The sequence below is a fragment of the Actinomadura syzygii genome (genome assembly GCF_008085905.1).
In the GTDB taxonomy this organism is placed as follows: Bacteria; Actinomycetota; Actinomycetes; order Streptosporangiales; family Streptosporangiaceae; genus Spirillospora; species Spirillospora syzygii.
On record NZ_VSFF01000001.1, the window covers coordinates 334,605 to 358,670 of the forward strand.

Sequence of the window (24,066 nt, forward strand, 5' to 3'; positions counted from 1 at the left end):
CGACTGCGATGACCGCGCCCGCGATGGTCGCCGAGTTCGACGACGTGGCCGGGTGGACCGCCGAGGCCGTCGCCCAGCTCGGCGCGGAGCACGCCATCCCGGCCGCGTGCCGGGGCAGCGCCAGTCCGGCCGCGCTGGCCTGGCTGGCCGAGGCGTGCGAGCTGGCGCCCGGCACGCGGCTGCTGGACGTCGGCGCTGGCGCGGGCGGCCCGGCCGCGTGGGCGGCGCGGCGGTTCGGCGTCCGGCCGGTCCTGCTGGACCCGATGCCCGCCGCGTGCCGGGCCGCCGCCCGCATGTTCGGGCTGCCGGTCGTTCTCGCGTCCGGCGACCGGATCCCGCTCCGGGCCGGGTCGATGGACGCGGCGTGGTGCCTCGGGGTGCTGTGCACGGTCGCGGACAAGGCCGCGCTGCTCCGCGAGATGCACCGGGTGCTGCGGCCGGGCGCCTCGCTGGGGCTGCTGGTGGTCGTCGTGCGCACCCCACGGGCGCTGGCCGTCCCTGCCGTCCCGGACGGCAACCTGTTCCCGACCCAGGCCGAGCTCGCCGACCTGCTGGACGAGGCCGGGTTCGACCTGGTCGAGCAGATCGACCGGCCGGGCGACGCGCCGCTGTCGTGGTCGCGGCGCGCCGCGCGGGTGGCGGAGGTCGTCGCCACCCGGCACCGGGCCGACCGCGCCTACGCGCTCGCCGCCCGGCAGAGCGAGAGCTTCACCCGCCTGTTCGATTCCGGACAGATCTCGATGCAGTTGATCCATGCCGTCCGGCGTCCCGGCGGCGCTCACACGCGCGGAGGAAACGTGAACCCCTCGAACGGCGACGAAGAGTTCGAGATCGAGTTGGAAGTGGAAGTGCGGGCCGAACTGACGCTGGTCGAGTCCAGCCGTCCGGAGGAGGCGGCGGCGCTGCCCGCCTCGGAATGGCTGTTCGACCCGACGGACGTGCAGGCGGAGGAGATCGAGCTGCGCAACCTCCTCGGCGCGATCGAGGAACTCGGCGGGCTCCGGCGCGGCGAAACGGAACTCCCGTGACCCTCTCAGCGGAACGGCAGGCCGCTTCGGGGATCGCGACGTTGGACGATCTGCGCGAGCACCTGCAATGGGCGATCGAGCTGGAGCACGCTACGCTGCCGCCGTATCTCTGCGCGCTCTATTCGCTCGACCCCGAACGGAATCCCGAAGCCGTGGAGCTGGTCGCGGGCGTCTTCATCGAGGAGATGCTCCATCTGGCGCTGGCCGCGAACCTGCTGAACGCGGTCGGCGGGCGGCCGCGGCTCGACATTCCGCGAATGCTGCCCGCGCATCCCCGGCCGCTGCCGCACGGCGACCGTTCATTGGAACTGTCGCTGCTGCCGTTCGGGGAAGAGGCGCTCGACATGTTCCTGCGCCTCGAACGTCCGGCCCCGCCCGGCGCTCCGCCGGAGGCGGAGGACTACGAGACGATCGGGCAGTTCTACGACGCGATAGAGGTCGGCCTGCGCCGCCTTTGCGACACGCTCGGCGAACGGGCGGTGTTCGGCGGCGACCCGGCCCGCCAGGTGCACGGCGGCCATTTCCGGCACACGGGTGGACGGCTCATCGCCGTCACCGATCTGGCGTCGGCGTTGGCGGCGCTTGAGGAGATCGTCGAGGAGGGCGAAGGGACGTCCCGGGGCGAGGTCTGGGACGGCGACCGCGACGTCCACCATCCCGAGCGGGACGAAGTCGCGCACTACTACCGCTTCCAGGAACTGCGGATCGGCCGCCGTTACCAGCGCGGCGACACCCCGGAATCCGGGCCCACGGGCGGGGCGATCGGGGTGGACTTCGAGGGCGCCCTTCCGATGAGGCGCAACCCGCGCCTTGCCGACCATCCGAAGGGCAGCGCGATCCGGACGGCGCAGGACGAGTTCAACCACACCTATTGCGCGGTGCTTCATCTGCTGGAGCAGGCGTTCAACGGCAGCCCGCGAATGCTCGCCGTCGCCACCGGAACCATGTACGGGCTGAAGGCGCAGGCCCAGGCCCTCATGCGGATGCCGGACGGAGAAGGCACCACGGCGGGCCCCACCTTTGAATACGTCGACCCCGAACTCCGCCGATGGAGCGTCGGCGACCGGAAGCGGATCGTCGTGCTGCGGAACGGCCCGTATCTCGTGTACGGCGGGGTTCCGCTGAGGCGGAAACGCAAGATCGTGTCCGCTGAGAACGACGCGCTGACCTGGAAGACGGATGAGGACATCCCGACCGAGGGCACTTACGCGTTGTGCCGCTGCGGAGGCTCGGGCAGCAAACCGTTCTGCGACGGGACACACGCCGTGAACGGGTTCGACGGCACCGAGTCCGCCGACGTCCGACCGTACTCGGAATTGCAGCACGTGCACGACGGGGTGGGTATTTCGGCGCAGCGCGTCGGCGAACTGTGCATCCACGCCGCGTTCTGTATCGGACGCACCCGGCCCATCGCGAAAATGCTCGACGATACGGCGGACAGCGACGTCCGCTCGAACATCATGGGCCGCATCGACCACTGCCCGTCCGGGTCGTACAGCTACGCGCTGGAACGGGGCGGGGAGACCATCGAGCCCGACCTTCCCCAGGCCGTTTCCGTCCTGGAGGAGGAGGGCGGGCTGGCCAGCGCGCTGTGGGTCACGGGCGGCGTGCCCGTGCTGCGCGCGGACGGCGAGCCCTTGGAGACCCGGAATCGCATGACGCTGTGCCGCTGCGGCCATTCGTCCGGCAAACCGCTGTGCGACGGAACCCACCGTGAGATCGGCTTCCGCGAGGAACCGACAACCGAAGGAGCAGGATCATGAATACGCCAGAGAAGTCCGTCGCCATCCTCGTCCACGGCGCGTTCGCCGAATCGGCGAGTTGGAACGGCGTCATCGAGCGCCTGGACGGGAATGGTCTGCCCGCCATCGCCGTGGGGAATCCGCTGCGCGGTCTCGCGGACGACGCCGCCTATGTGCGCGACGTCATCGCGGGGATCGGACGGCCCGTCGTGCTGGTCGGCCACTCCTACGCCGGAATGGTGATCACGCAGGCGGCGGCGGGGAATGAGGCCGTCCGCTCCCTGGTCTATGTCGCCGCGTTCGCGCCCGACCTCGAAGAAAGCGCCTTGCTGCTGTCCAGCAAGTTCGAGGGCAGCACGCTGGGTGACGCGCTGGTGCCCTATCCGGTGTCGTCCGGCGGCAACGAGTTTCGTATCGCCAACGAGAAGTTTCACCAGCAGTTCTGCGCGGACGTCGACGCGGACACGGCCGCGCTTATGGCGGCGACCCAGCGTCCGGTGACGGAACGCGCGCTCACCGACAACCTGACCGTGCGCGAGCCTGCCTGGCGCGAGAAGCCGTCCCGGTTCGTCCTCGCCGAACTCGACCGCAACATTCCAGTGGCGGCACAGCGTTTCATGGCCGAGAGGGCTTCCTCCGTGGACACCCGGGAGATTGCCGGTGCCTCGCACGCGGTCGCCGTTTCCCAGCCGGACGCGGTCGCCGCTCTAATCGTCGATGCCGCCAACGACGACCGATAGTTCAGGTGACATCGCTTGAGCAGGCGACCTCCGCCTTCGTCGCGGCGCGTCCCCGCCTGTTCGGCATCGCGTACCGGATGCTGAGCAGCGCGGCGGAGGCGGAGGACGTCGTCCAGGAGACCTGGCTGCGCTGGCAGAAGGCAGACCATTCGGCCGTCGTGAACCCGGCGGCTTTCCTGGCCCTGATCACCACCAGGCTGGCCATCAACGTCGCCGAATCCGCGCGGTCGCGGCGCGAGACCTATATCGGCCCGTGGCTGCCCGAGCCGATCGACACCAGCAATGACCCGACCGTGGGCGCGGAGCGGGAAGAGGCGCTGGAACTCGCCGTCCTCCTGCTGCTGGAACGGCTCACTCCGACCCAGCGGGCCGCCTATATCCTCCGCGAGGCATTCCTCTATTCGTATCCGGAGATCGCGGAGATTCTGCGGCTCAGCCCGGCGAACGTCCGGCAACTGGTGAGCCGGTCGCGCAAGCATCTGACCGCCGAACGGCACGAGTCCATCGACAAGGTCGAGCACCGGCGCCTGCTCACGGTCTTCATCGCCGCCGCCCAGACAGGAAATGTCAACGCGCTGGAGGAGCTTTTCGCCGAAGACGTCGTGAGCTCGTCCGACGGGAACGGCATGCGCGGATCGGCGCGCTTTCCGCTGCTGGGGATCGCGCGGGTGGCGAAGTTCGTCGCCGCGTACGCGCCGCGTTTCTGGCCGGGCGCCGACCTCGCGTGGGTCGAGGCGAACGGGCGCGCGGCGGTGCTCGTTCCCCGTCCGGGAAACAAGGTCACGCTGCTCGCCATCGACGGCTCGCCGAAGGGCATCCACCACCTCATGTGGATCGTCACTCCCGTCAAACTCGAAGCCTTTCTGGGGGCGGAACTTGGACGATGAAAGGCCGACCGACCTCGACCGCGCGTCGGCCGTCTTCGCCGAGGCGCGGCCGCGCCTCTTCGGCATCGCCTACCGGATGCTCGGCAGCGCCACCGAGGCCGAGGACCTGGTGCAGGACGTGTGGCTCCGCTGGCAGACCGCCGACCGCGCCGCCGTGACCCGACCGGCCGCGTTCCTCGCGACGGCGACGACCCGGCTCGCGATCAACGTCCTGCAGTCGGCGCGGGTCCGCCGCGAAACATATGTCGGCCCGTGGCTGCCCGAGCCCGTCGACACCGGCGCGGACCCGCACCTCGGGGCCGAGCGCGGCGAGGCGCTCGAACTCGCCGTGCTGTTCCTGCTGGAGAAGCTCACGCCGAACGAGCGCGCCGCGTACGTGCTGCGGGAGGCGTTCGACTACCCGTATCCGCAGATCGCCGAGATCGTCCAGGTGAACGAGGCGGCGGCGCGGCAGCTCGTCAGCCGGGCGCGCAAGCACCTGCGCTCCGAGCGCCGGACTCCGGTGACCGGCGCCGAGCAGCGCCGCTTGCTGACCGCGTTCGTCGCGGCCGCCCGCGCCGGAGACCTCGCCGCGCTGGAGGAGATCCTCGCCGCCGACGTCGTCAGCTACTCGGACGGCGGCGGCGGTGTGCGGGCGTCCCGTTTCCCGGTGGTCGGCGCGGACCGCGTCGCCAAGTACCACCGAGCTTTCGCGGCGCGGTTCTGGCTGGGGGTGGACGTGGCCTGGGCCGACGTCAACGGCCAGACCGCCGCCTTGTTGCGCCGCGACGGGGAGGTGTTCGCCGTGCTCACCGTCGACGCTTCCGATCAGGGCATCGACAAGGTGCTGTGGATGATGAACCCCGGCAAGCTCGCCGCCGCGTCCGGCGGGGCCTCGTCGGGCGGGGAGGGGCGGCCATGACGAGCCCGTCGCCCGTGCCGGGCTCGCTGGCGGAGATGCTGGACGAGCGGCGCCACCTCCTCGACATCGCCGTCTGGATGTTCGGGCCGGACGCCGCGGACCGGGTCGTCCAGCAGACCTACCGGCGCTGGTACGCCCTGGACGACGCCGAACGCGCGCGGATCACCGTCCCCCGCGCCTGGCTGACGCGCGTCGCGGGCGGCATCTGCCTGGACCTGCTCGCCTCCGGCACCGGCGAGCCGCTCGTCCCCGAAGGCCCGGTCCCCCGGCCGAGGCCCGAGGACGGCACGCGCGACTGGATGAGCCGGTTCCCCCGGCAGGATCCGTCCGATCCGGCGCTGCTCGCGCGGCACGACCATGTTGCGCGGCGTTTCGCGGCGGCCTGCCGCGGTGGGGACGCGGCGGCGTTGCGCGCGCTTCTCGCCGCCGACGCGATGGTGGTCAGCGACGGCGGCGGGAAGGTGCGCGCCCCCGTCCACCCGACGCACGGCGCGGACGCGGTCGCCCGTTTCGTCACGAACCTGCTGGCCTGTCAGCCCAGGACCGGACAGCCCGACCCAGGTGAGTCCGGCACCGACGTCACGGTCGAGTCGGTGAACGGGCGCGCCGGGCTGGTGCTGCGCCGGGCCGGGCAGGCGATCGCGGTGGTCGGCGTCAGCGTCGCCGACGCCCGCGTCACCGCCGTGTGGATCGTGCTGAACCCCGACAAGCTGCGGCGCTGGCACCGTCAATGACCAGGGAGGACGGACCGGTGGACGACCCGCCGCCGACCACGTCGCACGACAACGGCGGCGCCGCTGTCGCACCGATCTACACAGCGCGGGTCACGGTGACCGGCGGCGATTCCGCGCACGGCCGCGCGACCGGGCGAGCCCTCTCCTCGGACGGCGCACTCGACCTGGCTCTGCGCACGCCCAAAGAACTGGGCGGCGACGCATCGGGCCCGAACCCCGAGCAACTCTTCGCGGCCGGGTTCGCCGCGTCCCTGCACGGCGTGCTCGCCCTGCTCGCGCGGCAGCACGCGCTCGACCCCGCGCCGATCACCGTGGACGCGGCCGTCGCGCTCGGCCGCGCCCCCGCCGGCGACGGCTACGAGCTGCGCGCCGACCTCGTGGTGCGCTGGCCGGGCGTGGCGCGGGAAACGGCCGCCGTGTTGGTCGCAAAAGCGGCCGAGCTGTGCCCGTATTCCAGGATGGCCCGGCGGGGAATCCCCGTCACGATCACCCTCGCCGCCGAGAAGTGAGCCTTTTTCATTAATGGCGATTCCGTTCGGTATTCCGGACGGCACCCGGGGAAATCGACGCCGACCCGAATACCGTTCATCCGGTGATCGCGGCAGTACTGCCGATATCGTGCGTGACTGCTGCCATGTCGGTGACGGGGTTGGAGCTTGGGTGGGGCGGACGGATCGGTTGGCGCGGGTCCGGGACCGGGTGGACCGGTACAACTCCGCGCGGGACGCGGGCGCCGTCCTCGCCCCGGAGGCCGTGACGGACGCGGTGGCCCTGATCTGCGCGGTCCCGGACGCGACGGCCGACATCGAGGTCGCGCACGCCACCGGCTGGCTGTTCTGGCTGCGCTTCGCGGCACGCGGGCCGATCGACGGCGAAGCGGATCTCGACATCGCGTTGGCGCTGCTCACGCCCGTCCACCGGCTGAGCCCGGAGGGGATCCCGACGCTGATCCGCGACCTGTTCGAGGACGAGCCGCGGCACGTGCCGGACGGCCCAGGACTGCTCACGCGCCTCGGCCGCTCACTCCGCCGGGAGGCTTCGCGCTCGGACGACGCCTCCGCCCTCGATCAGGCCATCGTCCTTTTTCGGCGAGGCGTCGTGATTACCGAAACAGGTCATCCCGAATACGGTCGGTGCCTGGCCGGTTTGAGCAGTTCCCTGCTGACCCGTTTCGAGTGGACGGAATCCCCGGCGGATCTGCGGGAGGCGGCCGAATTCGGCCGCGCGGCGGTGGACTCGACCGCGTCCGACGACCCCGACCGGGCGACTTACCTGTCCAATCTCGGGAATGCGCTGCTGACCCGATTCGAGCGTTTCGGCGGCGACCCGGCGGACCTCGACGCCGCGGTGGAGGCCGGGCTCGCGGCGGTGACCGACTGGCCCGACCATCCGGACCACGCGGCGATGGCATCCGACCTCGACCGCGCGCTCCGGGCGAAGGCCGCGTACACCGACCGCGCCTCCGACCTGGACAAACGGATCGCCGCGCGCCGCGACTCAGTCGCCGCGTCCCCCGGAGACGCCGCACGCCTTTCCGAATTCGGCGAGTTGCTGATGGCCCGGTTCCAGCACTCCGGAGACCCAACCGACCTGGACAACGCCGTCCAAGCCCTCCGCAACACGGTCGCCTCGGTCGATCCTGCGTGCGCCGCCGAGCATCTGGCGAAACTGAGCGACGCCCTGCGGCTCCGGTTCGTCCGGACAGGAGGAGAACAGGACCTGCTGGAGGCGGTCGAGACCGGCCGGGCCGGGTTGGCGGCGACCCCGGACAACCACCCTGACCTGTGTGAACAGCGGTCCATCCTGGCCAGAACACTGTCCGCGCTGCGCGACGGCGGCCAGATAGACGAAGCGGTCGCGCTGGCCCGGGACGCCGTCGCCGACTGCCCGTCCGACGATCCCGGCCGTGCCTCCTACCTGTCGAACCTGTGTTGCGTCCTGCGCCGGTCGTTCGAGCGCGGCGGAGACGCGGCCGACCTCGAAGCCGCCATCGACGCCGGACGCGAGGCCGTGGCCGCCGCCCGTCACCCGAATCTCCCCTCCCACCTGGGCGATCTCGGCGCGGCCCTGCTGTGCCGGTTCCGCTCCACGGGCGGACGGCCGGACCTTGACGCCTCGGTCGACGCCTTCCAGCGGGCGGTCGACGCGACGCCGGAGACGAGCCCCGACCATGGCGCGAAACTAGCGAAACTCGGCACCGCCCTCCGGTTTCGTTACGACGCGGCGCGCCGCCGCGAGGACATCGACGCCTCGGTCGACGCCTGCCGGAAGGCGGTGTTCGCCACTCCGTCCGGCCACGCGAACCGCGTGGCCCGCCTGTCCGACCTGGGCGCGGCTCTCCGAACGCGGTTCGCGATCAGCGACGACCAGGCCGACGTCGACGAGGCGGTCGAGGTCGCGCGGGACGCGGCCGAGGCCGTCCCGCCCGGCCACCCGCGCCGGGCACCGGTCCTGAACGACCGCGCGCTCGCGCTCCAGACCCGGTACGACCACACCGGCCACCTCGCAGACCTCGACGAAGCGGTCGACTCCGCCCGGACGGCGGTGGAGGCCCTCGCCCCCGACCATCCCGACCACGCCGGATACCTGGCGAACCTGGCGCGGGGCCTCGGCGCCCGGTACGCACGGCTCGGCGAGAAGACCGACCTGGACGAGGCACTCGCGGCCTGCCAGGCGGGGGCGGCGGATGATCTCGCGCCGACCCGGATCCGCGCGGCGGCGGCCGCGCTGTGGGGACGGCTCGCCGCGAAGGGCGGCCGTTGGGAGGACGCCGTGTCGGGCTTCACCGCGACGGTCGACCTGCTCGGACGGACCGTTCCGCACAGCCCCGAACGCCGTGACCAGGACTTCCCGCTCGACGGGAGGCTCAATGTCGGATCGGACGCCGCCGCGTGCTGTGTCCGCGCGGGCCGGGCCGGAGACGCCGTCGAGTTGTTCGAGCGCGGTCGCGGGCTGCTGCTCGGCCGGGCGCTCAACACCCGCAACGACCTCAGCGCGTTGACGGCACGGCACCCGAAACTGGCGGAACGCTTCCGCGTCCTCTGCATAGGACTCGACCCGGACCCCGCTGATTCGCCTGTTTCGGCGGCCACGCCTGAAGAATGCCGAGCCGCCGTCGCCGAACTCGACGGGATCGTCCACGCGATCCGGGAACTGCCGGGATTCGAGTGTTTCCTCCGCTCACTCCGGGTGCGCGACCTCGCGCCCGCGGAGGGCCATGTCGTGATCGTCAACGTGTCGGAGTTCCGGTCGGACGCGCTGATCCTCTCCGCGGGCGGGGAGGCGTCGACGGTGCCGCTGCCCGAGCTCACCCCCGGCGTCGTGCGGGCGGAGGCGGGCGCGTTCCTGGACGCGGTCGGCGCGCTCTCCGCGACGCGCACCTGGGCGGACGGCCAGCGCCGCATGACGCGGACGCTCGAATGGCTGTGGGACGCGGTGGCCGGCCCGGTGCTCCACCACCTCGGGATCATCGGCCCGCCCGGGGAGGACGACCTCTGGCCCAGGCTGTGGTGGTGTCCGTCCGGGTTCATGTCGATCCTTCCGCTGCACGCGGCGGGCTACCACGGCGGGACGTCCGGCGCGACGATGATCGACCGGGTCGTGTGCTCCACCATCCCGACCATCCGAGCGCTCGCCGGACGGACGGCCGGGGACGCCCACCGGGCGTTGGCGGTCGCGATGCCGCGAACGCCGGGAAACCGTCCCGAACTGCCAGGCGCGGAGGCGGAGGCGTCCCGGCTCCAGCGCCATTTCCCCGGAGAGGCCAGCACCCTTACCGGAACGGCCGCCACCCGAGAGGCGGTGCTCGCCGCGCTCCCCGAGGCACGATGGGCGCATTTCGCCTGCCACGGCCACACCGATCTGGCGGACCCGTCGTCAAGCCACCTGCTGCTGTCCGACCACACGATGACCGTGGCCGATCTGGCCCGCCTCCGCCTGGACAGCGCCGAACTGGCATTCCTGTCGGCCTGTTCGACGGCACGTCCGGGAGCTCGACCGGCGGACGAAGCCATTCATCTCGCATCTGCATTCCAACTCGCCGGGTACCGGCACGTCATCGGCACTCTCTGGCCGGTCGACGACCGGCATTCCGCAGACCTGGCTGACCTGATCTATTCGTTCGTCAGCGCCGGTTCCCATGTCGCCGCCGCCGTGCACGACGCGACCCGCGAAATGCGCGACCGCTGGCCCGACCACCCGTCGATCTGGGCGTCCCACATCCACGTAGGCGAGTAGAGCCAGCCGATCAGGCCCGGTACCCGGCGTCCGGACGGATACTCGGCGAGGTCAGCGGCGGCGTCCCGGACGGCGCCGGGCCGGACGCCCGGCCGGGCCCGACGGGATGATGTGCAGGCGCCGGTGCAGGCCGGAGATGTTCAGGATGCGCAGCACCCGCGACTGCGGGCGCCACAGCCGCAATTGGCGTCCCCGGCCCGACATGAGCTGATGCGCCCACACCATCACCGCCAGTCCGGTGGAGTCCGCGAAACTGAGTTCGGAAAGGTCCAGCAGGATCCGATCCGGATCGTGCGCGGCGATCACCTCGGCGATGTGCCGACGCAACTCCTCGGCGGTGGCGATGTCGAGCTCACCGTTCAGGAGAAGTTCTGTCGTGGAACCGTCCTTTCGGACGGTAATGGCCAGCATAAGCGGGCCGGACGCATGATCCGGCTGGTCCGGAGAGGACACAAAGCGCCTCCACGGGGGTGGTCGGAATTTCTTGGACGTGCCGCGGTTGCCGCGAGCCTGTCCATGAAGTCGGTTGAACACCGAAACGGCGTCCAACACGCGGGTGGCCGTCAGGTGGCCATGATCAGCACCGTCAGCACCACCATCACCCGGCCGTCCACTCGTTTCGACCGCATATCGGTCCGCCGGACGCAAAATTCCCGCAAGGACGGCTTGCGTCCCTGGACGGCGGGTAGGCAGCCGACCGATCAAAGGGGGAAACGTGATCAAGACATTGCATCGGCGGGGGGTGAGCTCCGGTCTCATGTACAAGGCGGGGATCGCCTCGATCGGGCTCGCGTTCGCGTCCTGGGCGGCGTCCGGCCTGTTCGAGACCGCCGGACTCGACCGCGCCGACCGCTGGGGCATCTTCATCGGCGAATGGGCCCCGACGTTCTTCGCCATGGGCATCGCCCTGCAATTGGAGGAGATGCGCGACACGACCACGCACGGCCGCCACCACGAAACAACCGAAACCGAACACCACTACGCCGCCGGCTCAGCCGTCATGTAACCCCTCTGGCGATCACTAGAATCGCCCACGTGAAGGTCCCACCGGCTGAGGCGATCGCGTGGGCATCACGTGCGATGGGGCAGGACGTCGAGGTGGTCGCCGCGCTGGCCGGAGGCACCCACGCGGGCACGTTCCTGCTGCGCGACGCCTCGCGCCGAATGGTGTTGCGGTGTTTTCCCGAAGGGGACGACGCGGCGGCCAACGAGGCCAAAGTGCTGACCGCGCTCGACGGCCTTTCCGGGTTCGCGCCGCGCCTGCTCGCCGCCGATCCCCATGGCGCTTCGGCCGGACGTCCGTCCACGCTCATCACGGTGCTGCCCGGCCGCGGCGATATCCGCCCGGACGATCCGAACCGCGCCGCCGTGAGTCTGGGACGCGCCCTCGCCCGCCTGCACTCCGTCGACGCCCCGGCGGGCTTCCGCGACGGCGTCGCGCAGGCGGATGCGACGGCCGCCCGGCGCGGCGAGCCGGGCCCCGCCTCCGCCATCGTCGACGCGCATTTCGCCGTGCTCGACGGCGAAGCGCGTGCTGACCCATTTCGACTTCTGGTCGGGCAACGTCCTGTGGGACGGCGACGCGCTCACCGGTGTGATCGACTGGGCGGTTGAGACCTGGTGGCCGAACTACCACGACCTCGGCCGCACCGATCTCACCCCGCAGGCCCTGCGCACCCTTCACACATCCTGGACACAGCGCGGCCTTCGGCGCTGGAACCAACTGAACACCCAGCGGTAGAACGCGGGAAGGCGTCAGTATCCGGGGAAGCGTTCGTCGATCTGTTCGGGCGTCAGGCCGAAATCCGAGAGCGAGTACCGGTGTGTCGGTTTGGCGGCGCCGGACGCGCTTTCGCGGTGCAGGTCCGCCATCGCCGTTCTCGCCTCCTCTGTGAACGGCAGCCCGAAGCGGCTGTAGACGCCTTCCACCGACCCGATCGGGTCGCGGACGAAGTCGTCGTAGTCGACATCCGCGAACCGCGCCGGATCGTGCTTCTCCCGCTCGGCCCGGAACAACTCAAGCCCCCGAGCCCACAATTCGAGTTGGTCGCGTCCGATCGTCGCGCCGGTGAACACGTCCGACCATCCAGCGGTGGCGTGCGCGGCGAGGCTGCACATCGACGCCATCGCCGTGCGCGGCGCCCGGTGCGTCTGGACGATCAGCGCGTCCGGATACACCACAAGCAGCGCGTCCAGGGCGAACAAATGGCTGGGATTTTTCAACACCCAGCGTTGCCCGGCGTCGTTCAGCCCGATCAGTTGCAGATTGCCGCGGTGCCTGCGGTAGGCGGGCGTCCAGTCCTGCCCGGCGAGCCAGGACGAATAGGTCGGCAGATGCGCCAGGCATTCGAAGGAGATCGACAGCATGCTCTGCCGCAGCAGTTGCCAGCATTCCTCGACCGTGTCCGCCGAGATGTAATGGACGCCCATGAACTCCGGGTTCTCGACGTGGTGCCGCCGATAACCGGCGTCGATCGCCTGGAAGACCGGGTTCTCCGCCCACGTGCCGCGCGGCGGGCGCGGTTGCGGGACCTCCGCCAGCCACAGGTCGAGACCCTGGTGGGCGGGGTCGGCGGTGAGCAGCCGGTGCAGCGCGGTCGTCCCGGTGCGCGGCAGCCCGGTCACGAAGATCGGACGCTCGACCGGGACGCCGGAGTGCTCGGGGAACCGCCGCCACGCCGCCTCCGAGAACTGCCGGGCCGTGAGTCCCCCGCGCAGCATCGCCCGCTGTGCCTTGTTCCCGAACGGCGTGAGCCCAGCGTCCCTCTCATACGATTCCAGCAGGACTTCCAGCCCGTCGAGATAGGCGTCGTCGCCGAAGTCGTCCAGTCCGGTGATCTTGCGGGCCGAGGCGTGCAGATCCTCGACCGTCCCGACGTTCTCGCGTCCCGCGCTCATCGGTGCGCCCTTCTAGTGGTGCCATTCACCGGAATTGACGTCCAGGCATTGCCCGGTGATCGCGCGGGCCAGCGGGGACAGCATGAACACCACGGCGTCGGCGACCTCGTCCGGTTCGGGCAGCCTGCGCAGGTCGGTGGTCGCGGCGTTCTCGTCGTACACCTGCTGGGCTGTGATCCCGCGCTTCTTCGCCAGATGCTCGAAGTACCACTTGAGGTTGTCGGCCCAGATGTAGCCCGGCGCGATCGTGTTCACGCGGACGCCGCGCGGCCCCAGTTCCGTCGACAGGTTCTGCGCCATCGCCAGCAGCGCCGCCTTGGCCATCTTGTACGCGCCGAACGTCCGCCGGGAATGGCGCAGCACCGCCGAGTTCACCATGACGACCGAGCCGCCGCGCGTTTCGAGCGCGGGTACGAAAAGCCTCGTGAGCCGCAACGCCGCCAGCACGTTCGTCTCGAAGCCCGCTCGCACCGCGTCGAGGTCGACCTTTGTGAGGTCCTTCAGGGGAGGCGTCGCGAAGGCATTGTTGACGAGGCCGTCCACGCGCCCGCACGACTCCGTCGCGGTGTCCGCCAGCCGTTCGCAGGCCGCCGCGTCCGTGATGTCGGTCGGGACGGTCACCGCGTGTTGCCCCAGTTTCTCGACCTCCGCCGCCACCTCAGCGAGCCGCTTTTCATTTCGCGCGGCGAGCACCACGTCCGCCCCGGCCTTCGCGCACTGCACGGCGAGCCCGCGCCCGAGGCCGGGCCCGACTCCGGAGATGACGATGACCTTTCCGGCCAGCAACCCGGCGGCGCCCATCAGCCGAGCATCCTGCGCGCGACGGCGACCTGCCGGGCGGCGATCCGGTCCGCCCATTCCGCGCGCGTGACTCGTTGCCGATCGTGGAACGGCAGGCGGCGCGGCAGGTCGTCGAACGGCATCACCTCGGCGGTCGGACCGTCCTCCGGGGTGAGGTCGCGGGCGAGTCGCTGCCACCGAAACTGCAGGTAGCCGCGGTGGTGCCCAGTGCGCTCGACCCAGTTGGCGAGGCCAGGGTCGCGCTCGCCGACGATGTAGCGGATCATGCCGTCCTCGTCCACGCGGGCCTGGTCGGCGGTCAGGCTCGTCTGGTGGTTGATGTAGTCGAGCGAGACGTACCACATGCTGCCGAGCTGGAAGCCCTGGTAGGGCGCGACCGCGCGGTCGGCGGCCGGGACGGTGATCACCATAACCTCGTCGTCGTCCAGGTCGTAGTGGCCGACGGACGAGAACTGCGTCGAAAGGCCGCCGGGAGTCGGCCGTGGCTCCGTCAGCGTGTTCACCGGCAATTGCAGGTAATGCCATTCGGGAAAGGCAAGGAAAGTGCGCAGCCTGGCGAGAAGCATCTTCCCGGCCACCGCGTAGCGTCCCGCCATCCGGTCGGCCGGGACGGGCGGCGGCGGCGTCCCGAGCGTGTCGGCGCGATGTATGCGGATCTCGCCGGGTCGCTCGCCCGTCCAGTCGCTGAACACCTCCCGGACGATCAGCATCGCCGACCCGGGGGCGAGCGTGACGTACCCCGGTCCCGCGTCCGGTTTCGGCGGGCCGAAACGGAGCTGGAACGTCCCGTCCGCGGCGATGTCCAACTCGCGGTCGTCGAACGCGGCGAGGCTGTCCGGCGACCGGGCGGGCGAGTAGTCGCCGTTCATCACCTGGAAGCTCAGGTCGGCGGTGGTGCCGCGGCGGCCCGTGACGACGTACTCGGCGTCGTCCCGGATGTAGGCGTGGAAATAGAGCGTGTCCGGATTATCGAGCCCCAGTTTGGTGTACGGGCCGGTCGACGACGCGAAATAGGGGTGGTCGCGCTGGTAGGCGCCCACCATGTGCAGGCACGCCTTGATGCTTCCGGCCAGGTAGTCCAGCCCTTCGGCGAGATCCTGGTCGGTCTTGACGTACGGCGCGCCGCGGATGATCCGCTCCGCCTCCACGATGGCTTCGGCGAACGTCCGGGTGACATCGCCGTCACCCGCAGGGCTTGGTGCTGGGTCGTTGGCCACCGGGCTCCCCTGGAATCGCGGCGCCGGACCGCACGGTGCGCCGGTCGCGGCCGAGTCACTGCGCGGGACGCTAGAACTCGTTCTAGGGCGTAGTCAAGGCGCCATCCCGGTCACCGGGAGCCGCCCCCGCCGTCTTCCCGACCGCCGGGCGCGTGGTCGCCGGTCGTCGTGAACTTCAGGCTCGGGACGTCGTCCAGCGACACCGTGTACTCATAGGTGCGGCGGTGTCCGGTCCGCGCGACACGCCAGCGGCCGTCCGCGCCGCGCCGGTACACGTCGCGATAGAACGCGGCGCCCCGGATGAGCAGGCGACTCTCCGGGATGATGATCGTGTCGTCCAGGGACCAGACGCCGGTCGCCCGGTCGCCCTCCACGTCGATCTCCGGGCAGCCGGCGGTGTGCGCGGAGATCATCCCGGGGCCGAGGTTGGCGCGCATGTAGCCGATGATGGCGTCCCGTCCCTCCAGCGTGAGGGTCCGGCCGAGCACCGGGGTGTCGTACTCGGCGACGGCGTCGCCCGTGAAGAGCTCGGCGAACTCGTCCCACAGCTTCAGGTCGACGCAGCGCAGGTAGCGGTGTTTCAGGCGGCGGATCTCTTCCAGGGCGATCAGGTCCATGCGCCCACCCTGACGTGTCGGGCCCGCCGAGACAAGAACAGGTTCTACTTCGATGCCGGGACGGCCCCCGCCGCGCCCGCCGCGGCCCGCCGTTCTGGGCGTTCTCGCACGAGTGATCATTATCACCGGGCCGATACGGCAAACTTCGCCATTCCCGCAGTTCAGACGCCTTTCCCAACGCTCGCCACATTCGGTCCGATTGATTATGATCTCCCAGATGACCTAAACCGGGAGGCTCTCGATGACGGGGATGGCGGGGAGCGAGCTCGAACATCTGCTCAACCTGACGCGGGCCGCACTGGGAACCGAGCCGCAGGGCGCCGCGAAACCCGACCAGCCGGGCGGGCCGAAGGCCGAGGGACGCGGCGAGGCGGCCGACGGCCTGATCCGCGCGACGGTCTCGGCGGACGGGGAGATCAAGTCCATCGACCTCGCCCCGCGCGCGATGCGGATGTCGTCCGAGGAGATCGGCGAGCACGTCGCCACCGCGGTCAACGCGGCCTTCGGCGACCTGCGGGCGGGCCCCGCCGCGCCGCTCGACGCCGCCGCGACCGAGCGACTCGCCGCCCAGGCCCGCGAACTCCAGGACATGAGCATGCGTCAGATGCGGCAGATGGCGCAGTCGATCTCGGATCTGATGGCTCAGTTGCACGGAGGGCGGCGATGACCGAGAGTTTCCAGGTTTCACCCGACCAGATCACCGCGTCCGCCGAACGGCTCAAGCAGGTGGCGGACGAGTTCTCCCAGCAGGTGTCGCAGTTCCAGTCGGAGATCACCGGATTCGGCGAGCCGTGGGGCGGCGACGACATGGGAATGCTCATCGGGATCGCGCACGCCGCGTGCTTCGAGGCCGCAATGAAATGCTTCGAGGAGAACTCCGAGGAACTCGGGGAGCGCGCCGAGGCGCTGAAAGCGGTCGCGAAGAACTACACCAAGATGGAAGAGTCGAACGTGCAGAGCGTCAATTCCGTCGCCAAGGCATTGGGGTGATCGATGGGCCTGCAACTGCCCGGTGAGCTCATCAGTCTGCTCGGAATGCTCGGCTTCTCCTGGCCGGAGGCCGACGAGACGAAGCTGATGGAGATGGGCGGCAAGTGGATCTCCTTCGGCGGGACGCTCCAATCCACCTCCGCCAATGCCGACCAGGTGGCGCAGGGCGTCTGGACGTCCAACAAAGGCGAAGACTTCGAGGCCTTCCAGAAGGACTGGACGGGTGAGGAGGCCGCGTCCGCGAACATCCGCGGCGCCGGAACCGACTGCATGCTCGTCGGCGCCGGACTCCTCATCGCGGGCGTCGTGGTGCTCGCCTTGAAGATCAACGTGATCGTCCAGCTCATCATTCTCGCCATTCAGATCGCGCAGGCCATCGCGACCGCCGTCGCCACCTTCGGCGCGTCCCTCGCGGAGATCCCGATCTTCAAGATCATCAGCCAGGCGATCATCGACCAGCTCCTCAACATGGCGGTGGAGGCGCTGCTCAATGGCTAAGCACAAGGGCGGCGGGCACAAGGCGGGCGGCAAGCCCGGCGGCAAACCGGGAGGCAAGCCGGGCGCGGCCGGGGCGAAGGTCATCTCCAAGGTCCTCTCGGAGACCCGCACCTTCCACAGCCGCAGCGGAAAGACCCGCGAATACGAGCTGATCCACCCGAACAAGGCGCGGGAGGGCGAACTCTCCAAGAAATACCACATGAAAGACCGGAAGCCCGGCGAGCAGGGCAATACCGGTCCAAATGTGCGAACCCGCAAGGTCGGCCGCGACAGCAACGACCTCGCCCGCGCCGTCGACGACGCCCGCAAAGCCACCGGCGACAAGTCGGGACGCAACTTCGCCGCCTTCCGCTACATCGACAAGAACGGCGAAGAGCGCATCATGGTCGCGCGCAGCGACGGCCGCCACTCGGAGAAGCGCGCCGGGATGGAGATCCTCGAACGCGGCGGAAAGCTCAAAGAGGTCTATACCGAGCGGCAGCCGTGCGACGTCCCGGGCGCGTGGTGCGAGGAATGGATACCCAGATACTTCAAGAACAAGGTCGACGTGACCTACAGCTATCCTTATGACAATGACATACCTGGTTCCAAGTCCACCGCGAACTCGGCCGTCAAGAGACATGCCGGAAAACTCTGACCGCCCCACGGCCAAGGCTGAGCCGCGATGAGCGGACGGTTCAGCGACGTCGCCGACTGGGCCGGGCTCGTCCACGCCTACGGTCCCGCCGCCGACCTGCCCGACACGCTGGAGCGCGTCGCGTCCGACGACGCGGCGGTCGTCGAACGCGCCCTCTACGACCTGTCCGGGAGCATTTACCACCAGGGATGGGTGTATCCGGCGACGGTGCCGGCGGTCGGCGTCCTCTACGAGCTGGTCTCCGACCCGGGCACGCACCACCGCCCCGGGATCCTCCGGCTGCTTTCCGACATCGCGGGCGCCGTCTGGGAGCTCGAGGAGCATGACGAGGACGAGTACGACGAACCCGACCTCGCGACCGTCCTGACCTGGGCGCGGGAGGCGCGGGCCGCCGTCGAGGAGGGCGTCCCGACGCTGTCGAGCCTGCTCGACGACGGCGATCCTGCCGTCCGCGCCGCCGCGCCGGTCGTCGTCGCCGACTTCCCGGACCACGATCCGGACCTCGTCCCGCGCCTCCAGTCGGCCGCCGTCGCGGAGGACGACGCGGGCGCCGCCGCCAGCATGGTCCTCGCCGTCGGCGACATGTGCTGCGAACGCGACGAACGCCCGCTCGGCTGGCTGCGCGAGCGCGGCGCCGACCGGCGGCGCGAGGTGCGCGCCGCCGCCGCCGTCGCCCTGCTCTGGTGCGAGGTGGACGACCTCGACGACGACCTGCTCCGCGCCGTCTCCGACGAGATCCAGGCCCCCGACTCGGCGCTCGACGACCAGCTCTGGGTGCTCGACGGCGGCCGCGTCGGCTTCTTCACCTCGGCGCTCGACCTGCACCCCGGCGCGCAGATCGGCCTGGCGCGCGACGCGCTCGCCGTCCCCGACACGGCGGCCGTCCACCGCGCGGGCCAGGTCATGCGGGCGTGGCGGGCCGGTCCGGCGGAGCTGCTCCCCGCCCTCGCCGGGCTGCTCGGGAACGGCGAGACCGAGGTCGTCAAGGACGCCGTCTGGGAGATCAAACAGGGCGGACCGGACATCGCGCTCGTCGCCGACGCGCTCGTCCCGCTGCTCGGCCACACGCACGACCTGATCGCGGGCAGTGCCCTGGAGGCGCTCGGGCGCGTCGGCGACCCGCGCTGCGTCGCCGCCCTCGCCGCCGATCTCGCCGAACCGCGCCTGTCGTTCCACCCGTCCGCCGCGCTCGGCGGGATGAGCGCGCACGCCGACGTGCTGCTCGATTCCGTCCGCGAATTCCTGAGCGACCCTAAGAAGGGCACCGGGTTCGGGGGCAATTATCTGAACAGCGTCCTGGCGGGGCTCGCCGCGTGGGGCGACCGCGCGTTGCCGCTGTTGCCCGATCTGATTTCCTTGCTGGAGCGTCGCAAGGGCGTTCCGTTCGCCGCGCGCGCGCTGGCCGCGCTCGGCCCGTCCGCCGCGGACGCGGTGCCCGTCCTGCGCCGTTATCTCGGACGCAAGCACGGCCCGCAGAACAGCGAGAACGCCGCCTGGGCGATCTGGCGAATCACGGGCGACGGCGAGGAGCCGCTGCGCTTCCTGTCCGGGACGCTCCGCGACGGCCCCGACGACGAGGACGCCGAGCGCCTCTTCGCCCTCGGCCCCGCCGCCGAGCCCGCCCTGCCCCTGCTGGACGAGACCACGCCCGCGGGTGCCGCCATCGTCCAGCACGCAACAGGCGACACAGCCCGGACGCTCCCCCATCTGGTCGACGCGGTCGCCGCGACCCCGACCGGGATGCTCGCCGTCCGCTGCCTCGGCGACATCGGCGCGGACGCGGCGGCCGCCGCCCCCGACATCCAGGAAATCGCCGAAAGCCCACACGTTCTGGCGGACGGTCCGAGCACCGAGGTCGTCGCCACCGACCGCGCCTACCAGGTCATTGCCGCCGACGCCCTCGCTCGCATCACCGGAAAGGCCGCCGATGAGCGATGAATTGGTCGCGCATTTCGGCCCGCGTGGGCTGCGGCGCTTTCCCGGCGAAGAACTGCCGGGCCCGTTGCCGCCCGGCGCGGCGGACGCACTCGCCGATCCGGGCCTGCCGCTCCAAGTCGGCCCGTATTTCACCGCCTCCACGGGCGAGCCGCTGGCGCTCGGCGAATACGCCGCGTCCGTCGGCCATCCCGACCCGCCGCCCGATCTCGCGGAATTGTGCCGCCTCGGCACCGATCAGGGCGCGGAGATCTGCGTGACCGAGGCCGGGGACGTCCAGGCCGTGTTCGTGGCCGTCGACGCACCGCCGATGACCGTCAACGGCGACGCGCCCCGCTTCGCCGCGTCCCTGCTGGCCCTCGACCGGTACCTCCCGCTGCTCGGATCGCCCGGCGACAAAGACCCCGTCGAGTTCTTCCGCGAACTACGCGCCGCCCTGCTGCGCATTGACGAACCCGCGTTGGAGGACGACGAAGCGTGGTGGCCGCGCGTCCTCGAACAGATCCGGCATGCGCTGAGCTACCCGTTCGCCGCCGCCATCGAATATCAGGACGCTTCCGGCGGCAAATACGTCGAGACGGAAGAGGCGCGCGTGGGCCTGCCCCATCCCGAGCGTCTGCTCTGGGAACGGCTCGACGCCAAGGGAATCGCCCCAAAGCAGGTCACCCGCGTTTACACGGAACTGGAACCGTGCTTCCTACCCGGTAACTACTGCCAGTTGCGGCTCGCCCGCTACGCGAACGCCGAATTCACCTACAGCTTCGACTACGGCGCGACGGCGGACGAACGCGAGCGCGGTTTCCTCGAACTCATGCAGCAGGCGGTCCAGGAATCGTGATGAACACACCGGTCGAGATGAGCCAGGCGCCGTCGATCGGCGCGGGCCGAGACCCGGCGACACGGGCCGTCCGCGCCTGGCTCACGGACATCCTTCGGCCAAAGCTCTGCGTCGCCACCGGCGCGCCCGGCAGCGGAAAGAGCCACCTCACGGCATGGGTCGCGCTCACCGACACGGGTCCGGTGCGGGTAGTTCACGCCATGCTGAGCGCGCGCGGGATGACCCCGCACGGGCTGGCGTGGGCGCTGGCGGAGCAGTTGTCGGTGCCCGGCCGGTCGCCGGAGACGATCGTCGCGAACATCGCGGCGGACCGCCGTCCCGCCACGATCGTGATCAGTGAGCTGGACGAGTCCGGCCCCGCCTGCGACGGCGCCTCCGCCGCCGCGATCATCACCGAACTTCTCAACCCGCTGCTGGACACCCAGCACGTCAGGCTCCTCACCGAGGGACGCGCCGAGTCGCTCGCCGCGTTCACGGTGCCCGCGGAGGTCGTCCACCTCGACGATCCCGCGATGACCGATCGGGCGGCGTTCACGGCGTGGCTACGCGCGAACGGCCGCGAAACAGCGCCCGCCGAGGCGCTGTTCCCGAACGTGGGCCTCGCCGAACTGGCACTCGCGGCGGGCGCGTCGGAGAACGTCCCGGAACGGTGGCTGGCCCAGGTCCCGCCGGACGCCGTCCCGGCGATTCAAGTGCTGGCCTCCGCATACGGGCTGGTCGAGGGCACCCGTTGGACGGCGCTGACCGCTGCGCTGACCGGCGACGTCCAACGCGCCCAGGCGTCCGTCGCGCAGGCCGCGCCGCTCGTCACCCGCGTCGACGACGGCTTCCAGATCGCGTTGCGCCCGTTGCGCGAGGCGATCCTGCGCACCCGGACGCCGCAGCTCGCCGCGCAGATCGAGCACGCGCTCGGCCGCGCCCTCTACGAGCAGGTCCCGAAGGACTCCGGCGGCGTCCCGCAGTGGGCGCGGAGCGACCCGTACACGACCACGCACCTGCTCCGGCACGCCGCCGCGACCGGCGTCGCGGACCGCCTGGTCGAGGACGCGGGGCAGCTCGTGCACGCCGATCCGCGGGCGGCGACGGCCGTCCTCGAAACACTCGAAACACCCCTGTGGCCGATGTGGCGCGCGGTCGGACGCGGGCTCATGGCGTCGTCCGCCCCTTCCGAACGCGCGTCGCTCCTGACCCTCTCCGCCCGCCTCAGAGGTGACGATTCTCTGGCCGGACGGTTCGCTCCCCATGCCTCCTGGCACCCCGGCTGGTGCGACGTCGGCGGCGACACCTGGACGGGCCCGGTCTCCGCCCTCGTCCACCGCGACGGCGCCCTGCTCGTCGCCACCGCCGACGGCGCCCTGCACATCCTCGACGCGGCCACCGGCGCCCCCGTTGGACGCATCACCGGCGGCACACCGGACATATGGGGCCTCCTCTGGCTCTCGGACGGCAGCGTCCTGCACCTGGACGCGCACCGCGCCGTCCGCGCGTCCGCCGTCACGAAGTCGGAGAGCCGCGCCGACCGCATCAGCGGCCTGCTCAACGACGCGGGCCCCGTGACGGCGGGCACCGTCCGCGACACCCTCAAAGGCTGGACGGGCCTGACCGCGCTGGGCGCCTCCGCCGACCTGAGCCATTTCGTCGCCGGGGACACCTCCGGCCAGGTGCACGTGTGGCCCGCGAACGCTCCGCAACAGGTCCGGTCCCACCGCCTGCACCAGGGCCCGGTGACCGCCGTCGCGGGCGTGCACGGCCGCAGCGGACGGCTCAGCGTGATCAGCGGCGGCGCCGACGGGACCGTCCGCCTCTGGCCGGTCGCCGAGGCCCCGATCGACGAGCCGATGATCCGCCGCAACACCGGCGTCACCGCGGCGGCCTTCGCGGTGCTCCCGTCCGGCCCGGTCGCCGCCGTCGCCTGGACGGACGGCCACCTGCGCATCTGGGACCTCCTCGACGGCGAAGAGCAGATCATGAACCCCGGCCTCACCGTCAACGCGCTGGCCCTGACCCCTGAGGGCCTCCTCGCCGTCGCGGGCCCGCACGGAACCGCGACCCTGCGGATCAGCCGCCCCGGATCTTCCCCAGCACGTCATTGATCGCCGTGTTGAACTCGCCGAGCTGACGCAGCCCCTCCGTCTGGATCTCGTCGACCTGCCGGGCGAGCGCCCCGGCGTCCACGGTGTCGCCCGCCGCGTCCGCCAGCTTGCCGCGCAGATCCTTGAGCGCCGCGTTCGCCGCCGCCGTCAGATGCCCGCCGAGCTCCTCCGGCGACAGCCGCATGGCACGCGGGTTGATCTCGACGTTCTTGAGCCGTCCGCCCGACACCGCGGTCACCTTGACCCGCCCCTCGGCCGCCTCACCGACCCCTTCGACGGGTTCGCCCTCGTCCGCCGGCCCGCCACGCCGCATCGACTCCAGCGTCTTGCGCGCCTGCGCCAGCACGCGCTCGAACTCGTCCGGCTCCACCACGCCCGCCTTTCACGATCGCCCCACAGGAGCCTAACGCCCACGTCCGACTGCCAGACTGGACCGATGAGGGAAGACCTGGCCACCCGCCTAACCGAGCACTTCGGCGCCCTGCGCCCCATCGACCCGGCATCCGTCCCCGAGGCGGCCCGCCCCGCCCTCGCCGCCGGACTACCCGTCCAAGTCCCGCCGTACTTCTACGCCACGGACGACGAACCCCTCACGCTCGGCGAATACGCGGCCTCAATAGACGCCCCGCACCTCCCGCCCGAAAAGGCCACATGGTGCCGCCTGGGCACAGACCAGGGCGCCGAATTCTGCATAACTCCCACCGGCGCGATCGAAGCAGTCTTCGTAGTAGCCGACGTAGCCCCAATGCACGTAAACGCCGACGCAGCAGCCTTCCTAGAATCGCTCCTAGCCCTGGACGAGGCGCTCCCCACCCTCCGCTCCCCCGGCTCCAAGGACCCCGTCGAAGTCTTCCGCACCCTCCGCACCCGCCTCCTGCAAACAGACGCCCCAGCCCTGGACGACGACGAATCATGGTGGCCCCGCGTCCTGGAACTCATCCGCCACGCCCTGAGCTTCCCCGCCTCCGTCGCCTTCGAAATAGAAGAACCCGACGGCACCAAACACATAGAGACCGAAGAAACCCGCGTCGGCGTAGAACACCCCGAACACACCCTCTGGGCACGCCTCTCCGCCCAGGGCGTCCACCCCGACCAGGTGACCCGCGTCTACACCGAACTAGAACCCTGCTTCATGCCCGGCAACTACTGCGCCATGTGGCTGAACCTCTTCCCCAACGCCGACTTCACCTACAGCCACGACTACGGCCCCACCGCCCAAAACCGAGAAGAGGGCCTCCTAGACCTAATCCAATCCACCACCGCCTAACCGCCCC

General features: G+C 70.7%; 25 protein-coding genes. 19 read left to right on the forward strand and 6 right to left on the reverse strand.

Annotated elements, in window-relative coordinates; all coding sequences use genetic code 11:
- The first annotated feature begins 8 nt into the window (after nt 1-8).
- The 8 genes from FXF65_RS01745 (at nt 9) to FXF65_RS01780 (ending at nt 10,268) form a co-directional block, all read left to right on the forward strand.
- A complete protein-coding gene (locus FXF65_RS01745; protein WP_222868317.1) occupies nt 9-1,028 on the forward strand; it encodes a class I SAM-dependent methyltransferase in 1,020 nt (339 codons plus the stop codon).
- Nucleotides 1,025-2,791 (forward strand): ferritin-like domain-containing protein, encoded by a 1,767-nt coding sequence (locus tag FXF65_RS01750; protein WP_222868318.1) that lies wholly within the window; start codon nt 1,025-1,027, stop codon nt 2,789-2,791. Before FXF65_RS01745 ends, FXF65_RS01750 begins: the two co-directional genes overlap by 4 nt.
- On the forward strand, nt 2,788-3,510 hold the full coding sequence (locus FXF65_RS01755; RefSeq protein ID WP_148347795.1) for an alpha/beta fold hydrolase: 723 nt from the start codon (nt 2,788-2,790) through the stop codon (nt 3,508-3,510). The genes FXF65_RS01750 and FXF65_RS01755 overlap by 4 nt, the downstream gene beginning before the upstream one ends.
- Before the next feature lie 5 nt (nt 3,511-3,515).
- Nucleotides 3,516-4,397 (forward strand): sigma-70 family RNA polymerase sigma factor, encoded by an 882-nt coding sequence (locus tag FXF65_RS01760; RefSeq protein ID WP_246198295.1) that lies wholly within the window; start codon nt 3,516-3,518, stop codon nt 4,395-4,397.
- Nucleotides 4,387-5,298 (forward strand): RNA polymerase sigma-70 factor, encoded by a 912-nt coding sequence (locus tag FXF65_RS01765; protein WP_148347797.1) that lies wholly within the window; start codon nt 4,387-4,389, stop codon nt 5,296-5,298. Before FXF65_RS01760 ends, FXF65_RS01765 begins: the two co-directional genes overlap by 11 nt.
- Entirely contained in the window at nt 5,295-6,032 is a 738-nt protein-coding gene (locus FXF65_RS44335) for a sigma-70 family RNA polymerase sigma factor family protein (RefSeq protein ID WP_148347799.1), read from the forward strand. The genes FXF65_RS01765 and FXF65_RS44335 overlap by 4 nt, the downstream gene beginning before the upstream one ends.
- Before the next feature lie 17 nt (nt 6,033-6,049).
- Nucleotides 6,050-6,541, forward strand: coding sequence for an Ohr family peroxiredoxin (locus tag FXF65_RS01775; protein WP_222868319.1), 492 nt, complete (start codon nt 6,050-6,052; stop codon nt 6,539-6,541).
- A gap of 151 nt (nt 6,542-6,692) precedes the next feature.
- Nucleotides 6,693-10,268 (forward strand): CHAT domain-containing protein, encoded by a 3,576-nt coding sequence (locus FXF65_RS01780; RefSeq protein WP_148347803.1) that lies wholly within the window; start codon nt 6,693-6,695, stop codon nt 10,266-10,268.
- 51 nt (nt 10,269-10,319) lie between these two features.
- On the opposite strand, the gene FXF65_RS01785 is transcribed toward FXF65_RS01780, so the two are convergent.
- Nucleotides 10,320-10,820: an STAS domain-containing protein gene (locus FXF65_RS01785; protein WP_187412028.1), complete on the reverse strand. Its 501-nt coding sequence runs from the start codon at nt 10,818-10,820 to the stop codon at nt 10,320-10,322.
- Between the two features lie 190 nt (nt 10,821-11,010).
- Here FXF65_RS01785 and FXF65_RS43430 point away from each other — a divergent pair, with 190 nt between their 5' ends.
- From FXF65_RS43430 to FXF65_RS46170, 3 genes are all read left to right on the forward strand, one after another.
- Nucleotides 11,011-11,274, forward strand: a complete 264-nt coding sequence (locus tag FXF65_RS43430) for a hypothetical protein (protein WP_187412084.1) — start codon at nt 11,011-11,013, stop codon at nt 11,272-11,274.
- 74 nt (nt 11,275-11,348) lie between these two features.
- Nucleotides 11,349-11,882 carry a phosphotransferase family protein gene (locus FXF65_RS01790; RefSeq protein ID WP_187412029.1) on the forward strand — a complete coding sequence of 178 codons (534 nt, stop codon included), beginning with the start codon at nt 11,349-11,351 and terminating at the stop codon, nt 11,880-11,882.
- Complete coding sequence (locus FXF65_RS46170; protein ID WP_378233049.1) at nt 11,800-12,009, forward strand: phosphotransferase; 210 nt, start codon at nt 11,800-11,802, stop codon at nt 12,007-12,009. The genes FXF65_RS01790 and FXF65_RS46170 overlap by 83 nt, the downstream gene beginning before the upstream one ends.
- Nucleotides 12,010-12,023: 14 nt before the next feature.
- Here the strand turns inward: FXF65_RS46170 and FXF65_RS01800 are convergent, their stop codons facing one another.
- From FXF65_RS01800 to FXF65_RS01815, 4 genes are all read right to left on the reverse strand, one after another.
- Entirely contained in the window at nt 12,024-13,166 is a 1,143-nt protein-coding gene (locus tag FXF65_RS01800) for a sulfotransferase family protein (protein WP_148347810.1), read from the reverse strand.
- A gap of 12 nt (nt 13,167-13,178) precedes the next feature.
- Nucleotides 13,179-13,967, reverse strand: a complete 789-nt coding sequence (locus FXF65_RS01805) for an SDR family oxidoreductase (RefSeq protein WP_148347811.1) — start codon at nt 13,965-13,967, stop codon at nt 13,179-13,181.
- A complete protein-coding gene (locus FXF65_RS01810; RefSeq protein ID WP_148347813.1) occupies nt 13,967-15,184 on the reverse strand; it encodes a hypothetical protein in 1,218 nt (405 codons plus the stop codon). The genes FXF65_RS01805 and FXF65_RS01810 overlap by 1 nt, the downstream gene beginning before the upstream one ends.
- A gap of 110 nt (nt 15,185-15,294) precedes the next feature.
- Entirely contained in the window at nt 15,295-15,801 is a 507-nt protein-coding gene (locus FXF65_RS01815; RefSeq protein ID WP_148347815.1) for a nuclear transport factor 2 family protein, read from the reverse strand.
- 241 nt (nt 15,802-16,042) lie between these two features.
- Here FXF65_RS01815 and FXF65_RS01820 point away from each other — a divergent pair, with 241 nt between their 5' ends.
- Genes FXF65_RS01820 through FXF65_RS01850 form a run of 7 tightly spaced genes read left to right on the forward strand, consistent with a single transcriptional unit; the run spans nt 16,043 to nt 22,792 of the window.
- Complete coding sequence (locus FXF65_RS01820) at nt 16,043-16,468, forward strand: YbaB/EbfC family nucleoid-associated protein (RefSeq protein ID WP_148347817.1); 426 nt, start codon at nt 16,043-16,045, stop codon at nt 16,466-16,468.
- Nucleotides 16,465-16,791, forward strand: coding sequence for a WXG100 family type VII secretion target (locus tag FXF65_RS01825; protein ID WP_148347819.1), 327 nt, complete (start codon nt 16,465-16,467; stop codon nt 16,789-16,791). The genes FXF65_RS01820 and FXF65_RS01825 overlap by 4 nt, the downstream gene beginning before the upstream one ends.
- 3 nt (nt 16,792-16,794) lie before the next feature.
- Entirely contained in the window at nt 16,795-17,289 is a 495-nt protein-coding gene (locus tag FXF65_RS01830) for a WXG100-like domain-containing protein (RefSeq protein ID WP_148347821.1), read from the forward strand.
- Nucleotides 17,282-17,926: a nucleic acid/nucleotide deaminase domain-containing protein gene (locus tag FXF65_RS01835; RefSeq protein ID WP_148347823.1), complete on the forward strand. Its 645-nt coding sequence runs from the start codon at nt 17,282-17,284 to the stop codon at nt 17,924-17,926. The genes FXF65_RS01830 and FXF65_RS01835 overlap by 8 nt, the downstream gene beginning before the upstream one ends.
- A gap of 27 nt (nt 17,927-17,953) precedes the next feature.
- Nucleotides 17,954-19,864: a hypothetical protein gene (locus FXF65_RS01840; RefSeq protein ID WP_148347825.1), complete on the forward strand. Its 1,911-nt coding sequence runs from the start codon at nt 17,954-17,956 to the stop codon at nt 19,862-19,864.
- Entirely contained in the window at nt 19,854-20,699 is an 846-nt protein-coding gene (locus FXF65_RS01845; RefSeq protein ID WP_148347827.1) for a nucleic acid/nucleotide deaminase domain-containing protein, read from the forward strand. The genes FXF65_RS01840 and FXF65_RS01845 overlap by 11 nt, the downstream gene beginning before the upstream one ends.
- Nucleotides 20,699-22,792 carry a hypothetical protein gene (locus tag FXF65_RS01850; protein WP_148347828.1) on the forward strand — a complete coding sequence of 698 codons (2,094 nt, stop codon included), beginning with the start codon at nt 20,699-20,701 and terminating at the stop codon, nt 22,790-22,792. The genes FXF65_RS01845 and FXF65_RS01850 overlap by 1 nt, the downstream gene beginning before the upstream one ends.
- On the opposite strand, the gene FXF65_RS01855 is transcribed toward FXF65_RS01850, so the two are convergent.
- Nucleotides 22,758-23,162, reverse strand: coding sequence for a YbaB/EbfC family nucleoid-associated protein (locus tag FXF65_RS01855; protein ID WP_246198296.1), 405 nt, complete (start codon nt 23,160-23,162; stop codon nt 22,758-22,760). The two genes, FXF65_RS01850 and FXF65_RS01855, sit on opposite strands and share 35 nt — an antisense overlap.
- A 66-nt stretch (nt 23,163-23,228) precedes the next feature.
- On the opposite strand from FXF65_RS01855, the gene FXF65_RS01860 reads away from it, so the two are divergent.
- The gene (locus tag FXF65_RS01860; RefSeq protein WP_148347830.1) at nt 23,229-24,059 is read left to right on the forward strand and encodes a nucleic acid/nucleotide deaminase domain-containing protein; all 831 of its coding nucleotides are present in this window, start codon (nt 23,229-23,231) and stop codon (nt 24,057-24,059) included.
- Nucleotides 24,060-24,066: the final 7 nt, after the last annotated feature.

What these genes read in the sequence shown, in the direction of transcription:
- FXF65_RS01820 (WP_148347817.1), top strand. Translation starts at nt 16,043, where the DNA reads ATGACGGGGATGGCGGGGAGCGAGCTCGAACATCTGCTCAACCTGACG.
- FXF65_RS01845 (WP_148347827.1), top strand. Translation starts at nt 19,854, where the DNA reads ATGAGCGATGAATTGGTCGCGCATTTCGGCCCGCGTGGGCTGCGGCGC.
- FXF65_RS01830 (WP_148347821.1), top strand. Translation starts at nt 16,795, where the DNA reads ATGGGCCTGCAACTGCCCGGTGAGCTCATCAGTCTGCTCGGAATGCTC.
- FXF65_RS01755 (WP_148347795.1), top strand. Translation starts at nt 2,788, where the DNA reads ATGAATACGCCAGAGAAGTCCGTCGCCATCCTCGTCCACGGCGCGTTC.
- FXF65_RS44335 (WP_148347799.1), top strand. Translation starts at nt 5,295, where the DNA reads ATGACGAGCCCGTCGCCCGTGCCGGGCTCGCTGGCGGAGATGCTGGAC.
- FXF65_RS01805 (WP_148347811.1), bottom strand. Translation starts at nt 13,967, where the DNA reads ATGGGCGCCGCCGGGTTGCTGGCCGGAAAGGTCATCGTCATCTCCGGA.
- FXF65_RS01840 (WP_148347825.1), top strand. Translation starts at nt 17,954, where the DNA reads ATGAGCGGACGGTTCAGCGACGTCGCCGACTGGGCCGGGCTCGTCCAC.
- FXF65_RS01745 (WP_222868317.1), top strand. Translation starts at nt 9, where the DNA reads ATGACCGCGCCCGCGATGGTCGCCGAGTTCGACGACGTGGCCGGGTGG.
- FXF65_RS01825 (WP_148347819.1), top strand. Translation starts at nt 16,465, where the DNA reads ATGACCGAGAGTTTCCAGGTTTCACCCGACCAGATCACCGCGTCCGCC.
- FXF65_RS01800 (WP_148347810.1), bottom strand. Translation starts at nt 13,166, where the DNA reads ATGAGCGCGGGACGCGAGAACGTCGGGACGGTCGAGGATCTGCACGCC.
- FXF65_RS01835 (WP_148347823.1), top strand. Translation starts at nt 17,282, where the DNA reads ATGGCTAAGCACAAGGGCGGCGGGCACAAGGCGGGCGGCAAGCCCGGC.
- FXF65_RS01860 (WP_148347830.1), top strand. Translation starts at nt 23,229, where the DNA reads ATGAGGGAAGACCTGGCCACCCGCCTAACCGAGCACTTCGGCGCCCTG.
- FXF65_RS01850 (WP_148347828.1), top strand. Translation starts at nt 20,699, where the DNA reads ATGAACACACCGGTCGAGATGAGCCAGGCGCCGTCGATCGGCGCGGGC.
- FXF65_RS01815 (WP_148347815.1), bottom strand. Translation starts at nt 15,801, where the DNA reads ATGGACCTGATCGCCCTGGAAGAGATCCGCCGCCTGAAACACCGCTAC.
- FXF65_RS01790 (WP_187412029.1), top strand. Translation starts at nt 11,349, where the DNA reads ATGGGGCAGGACGTCGAGGTGGTCGCCGCGCTGGCCGGAGGCACCCAC.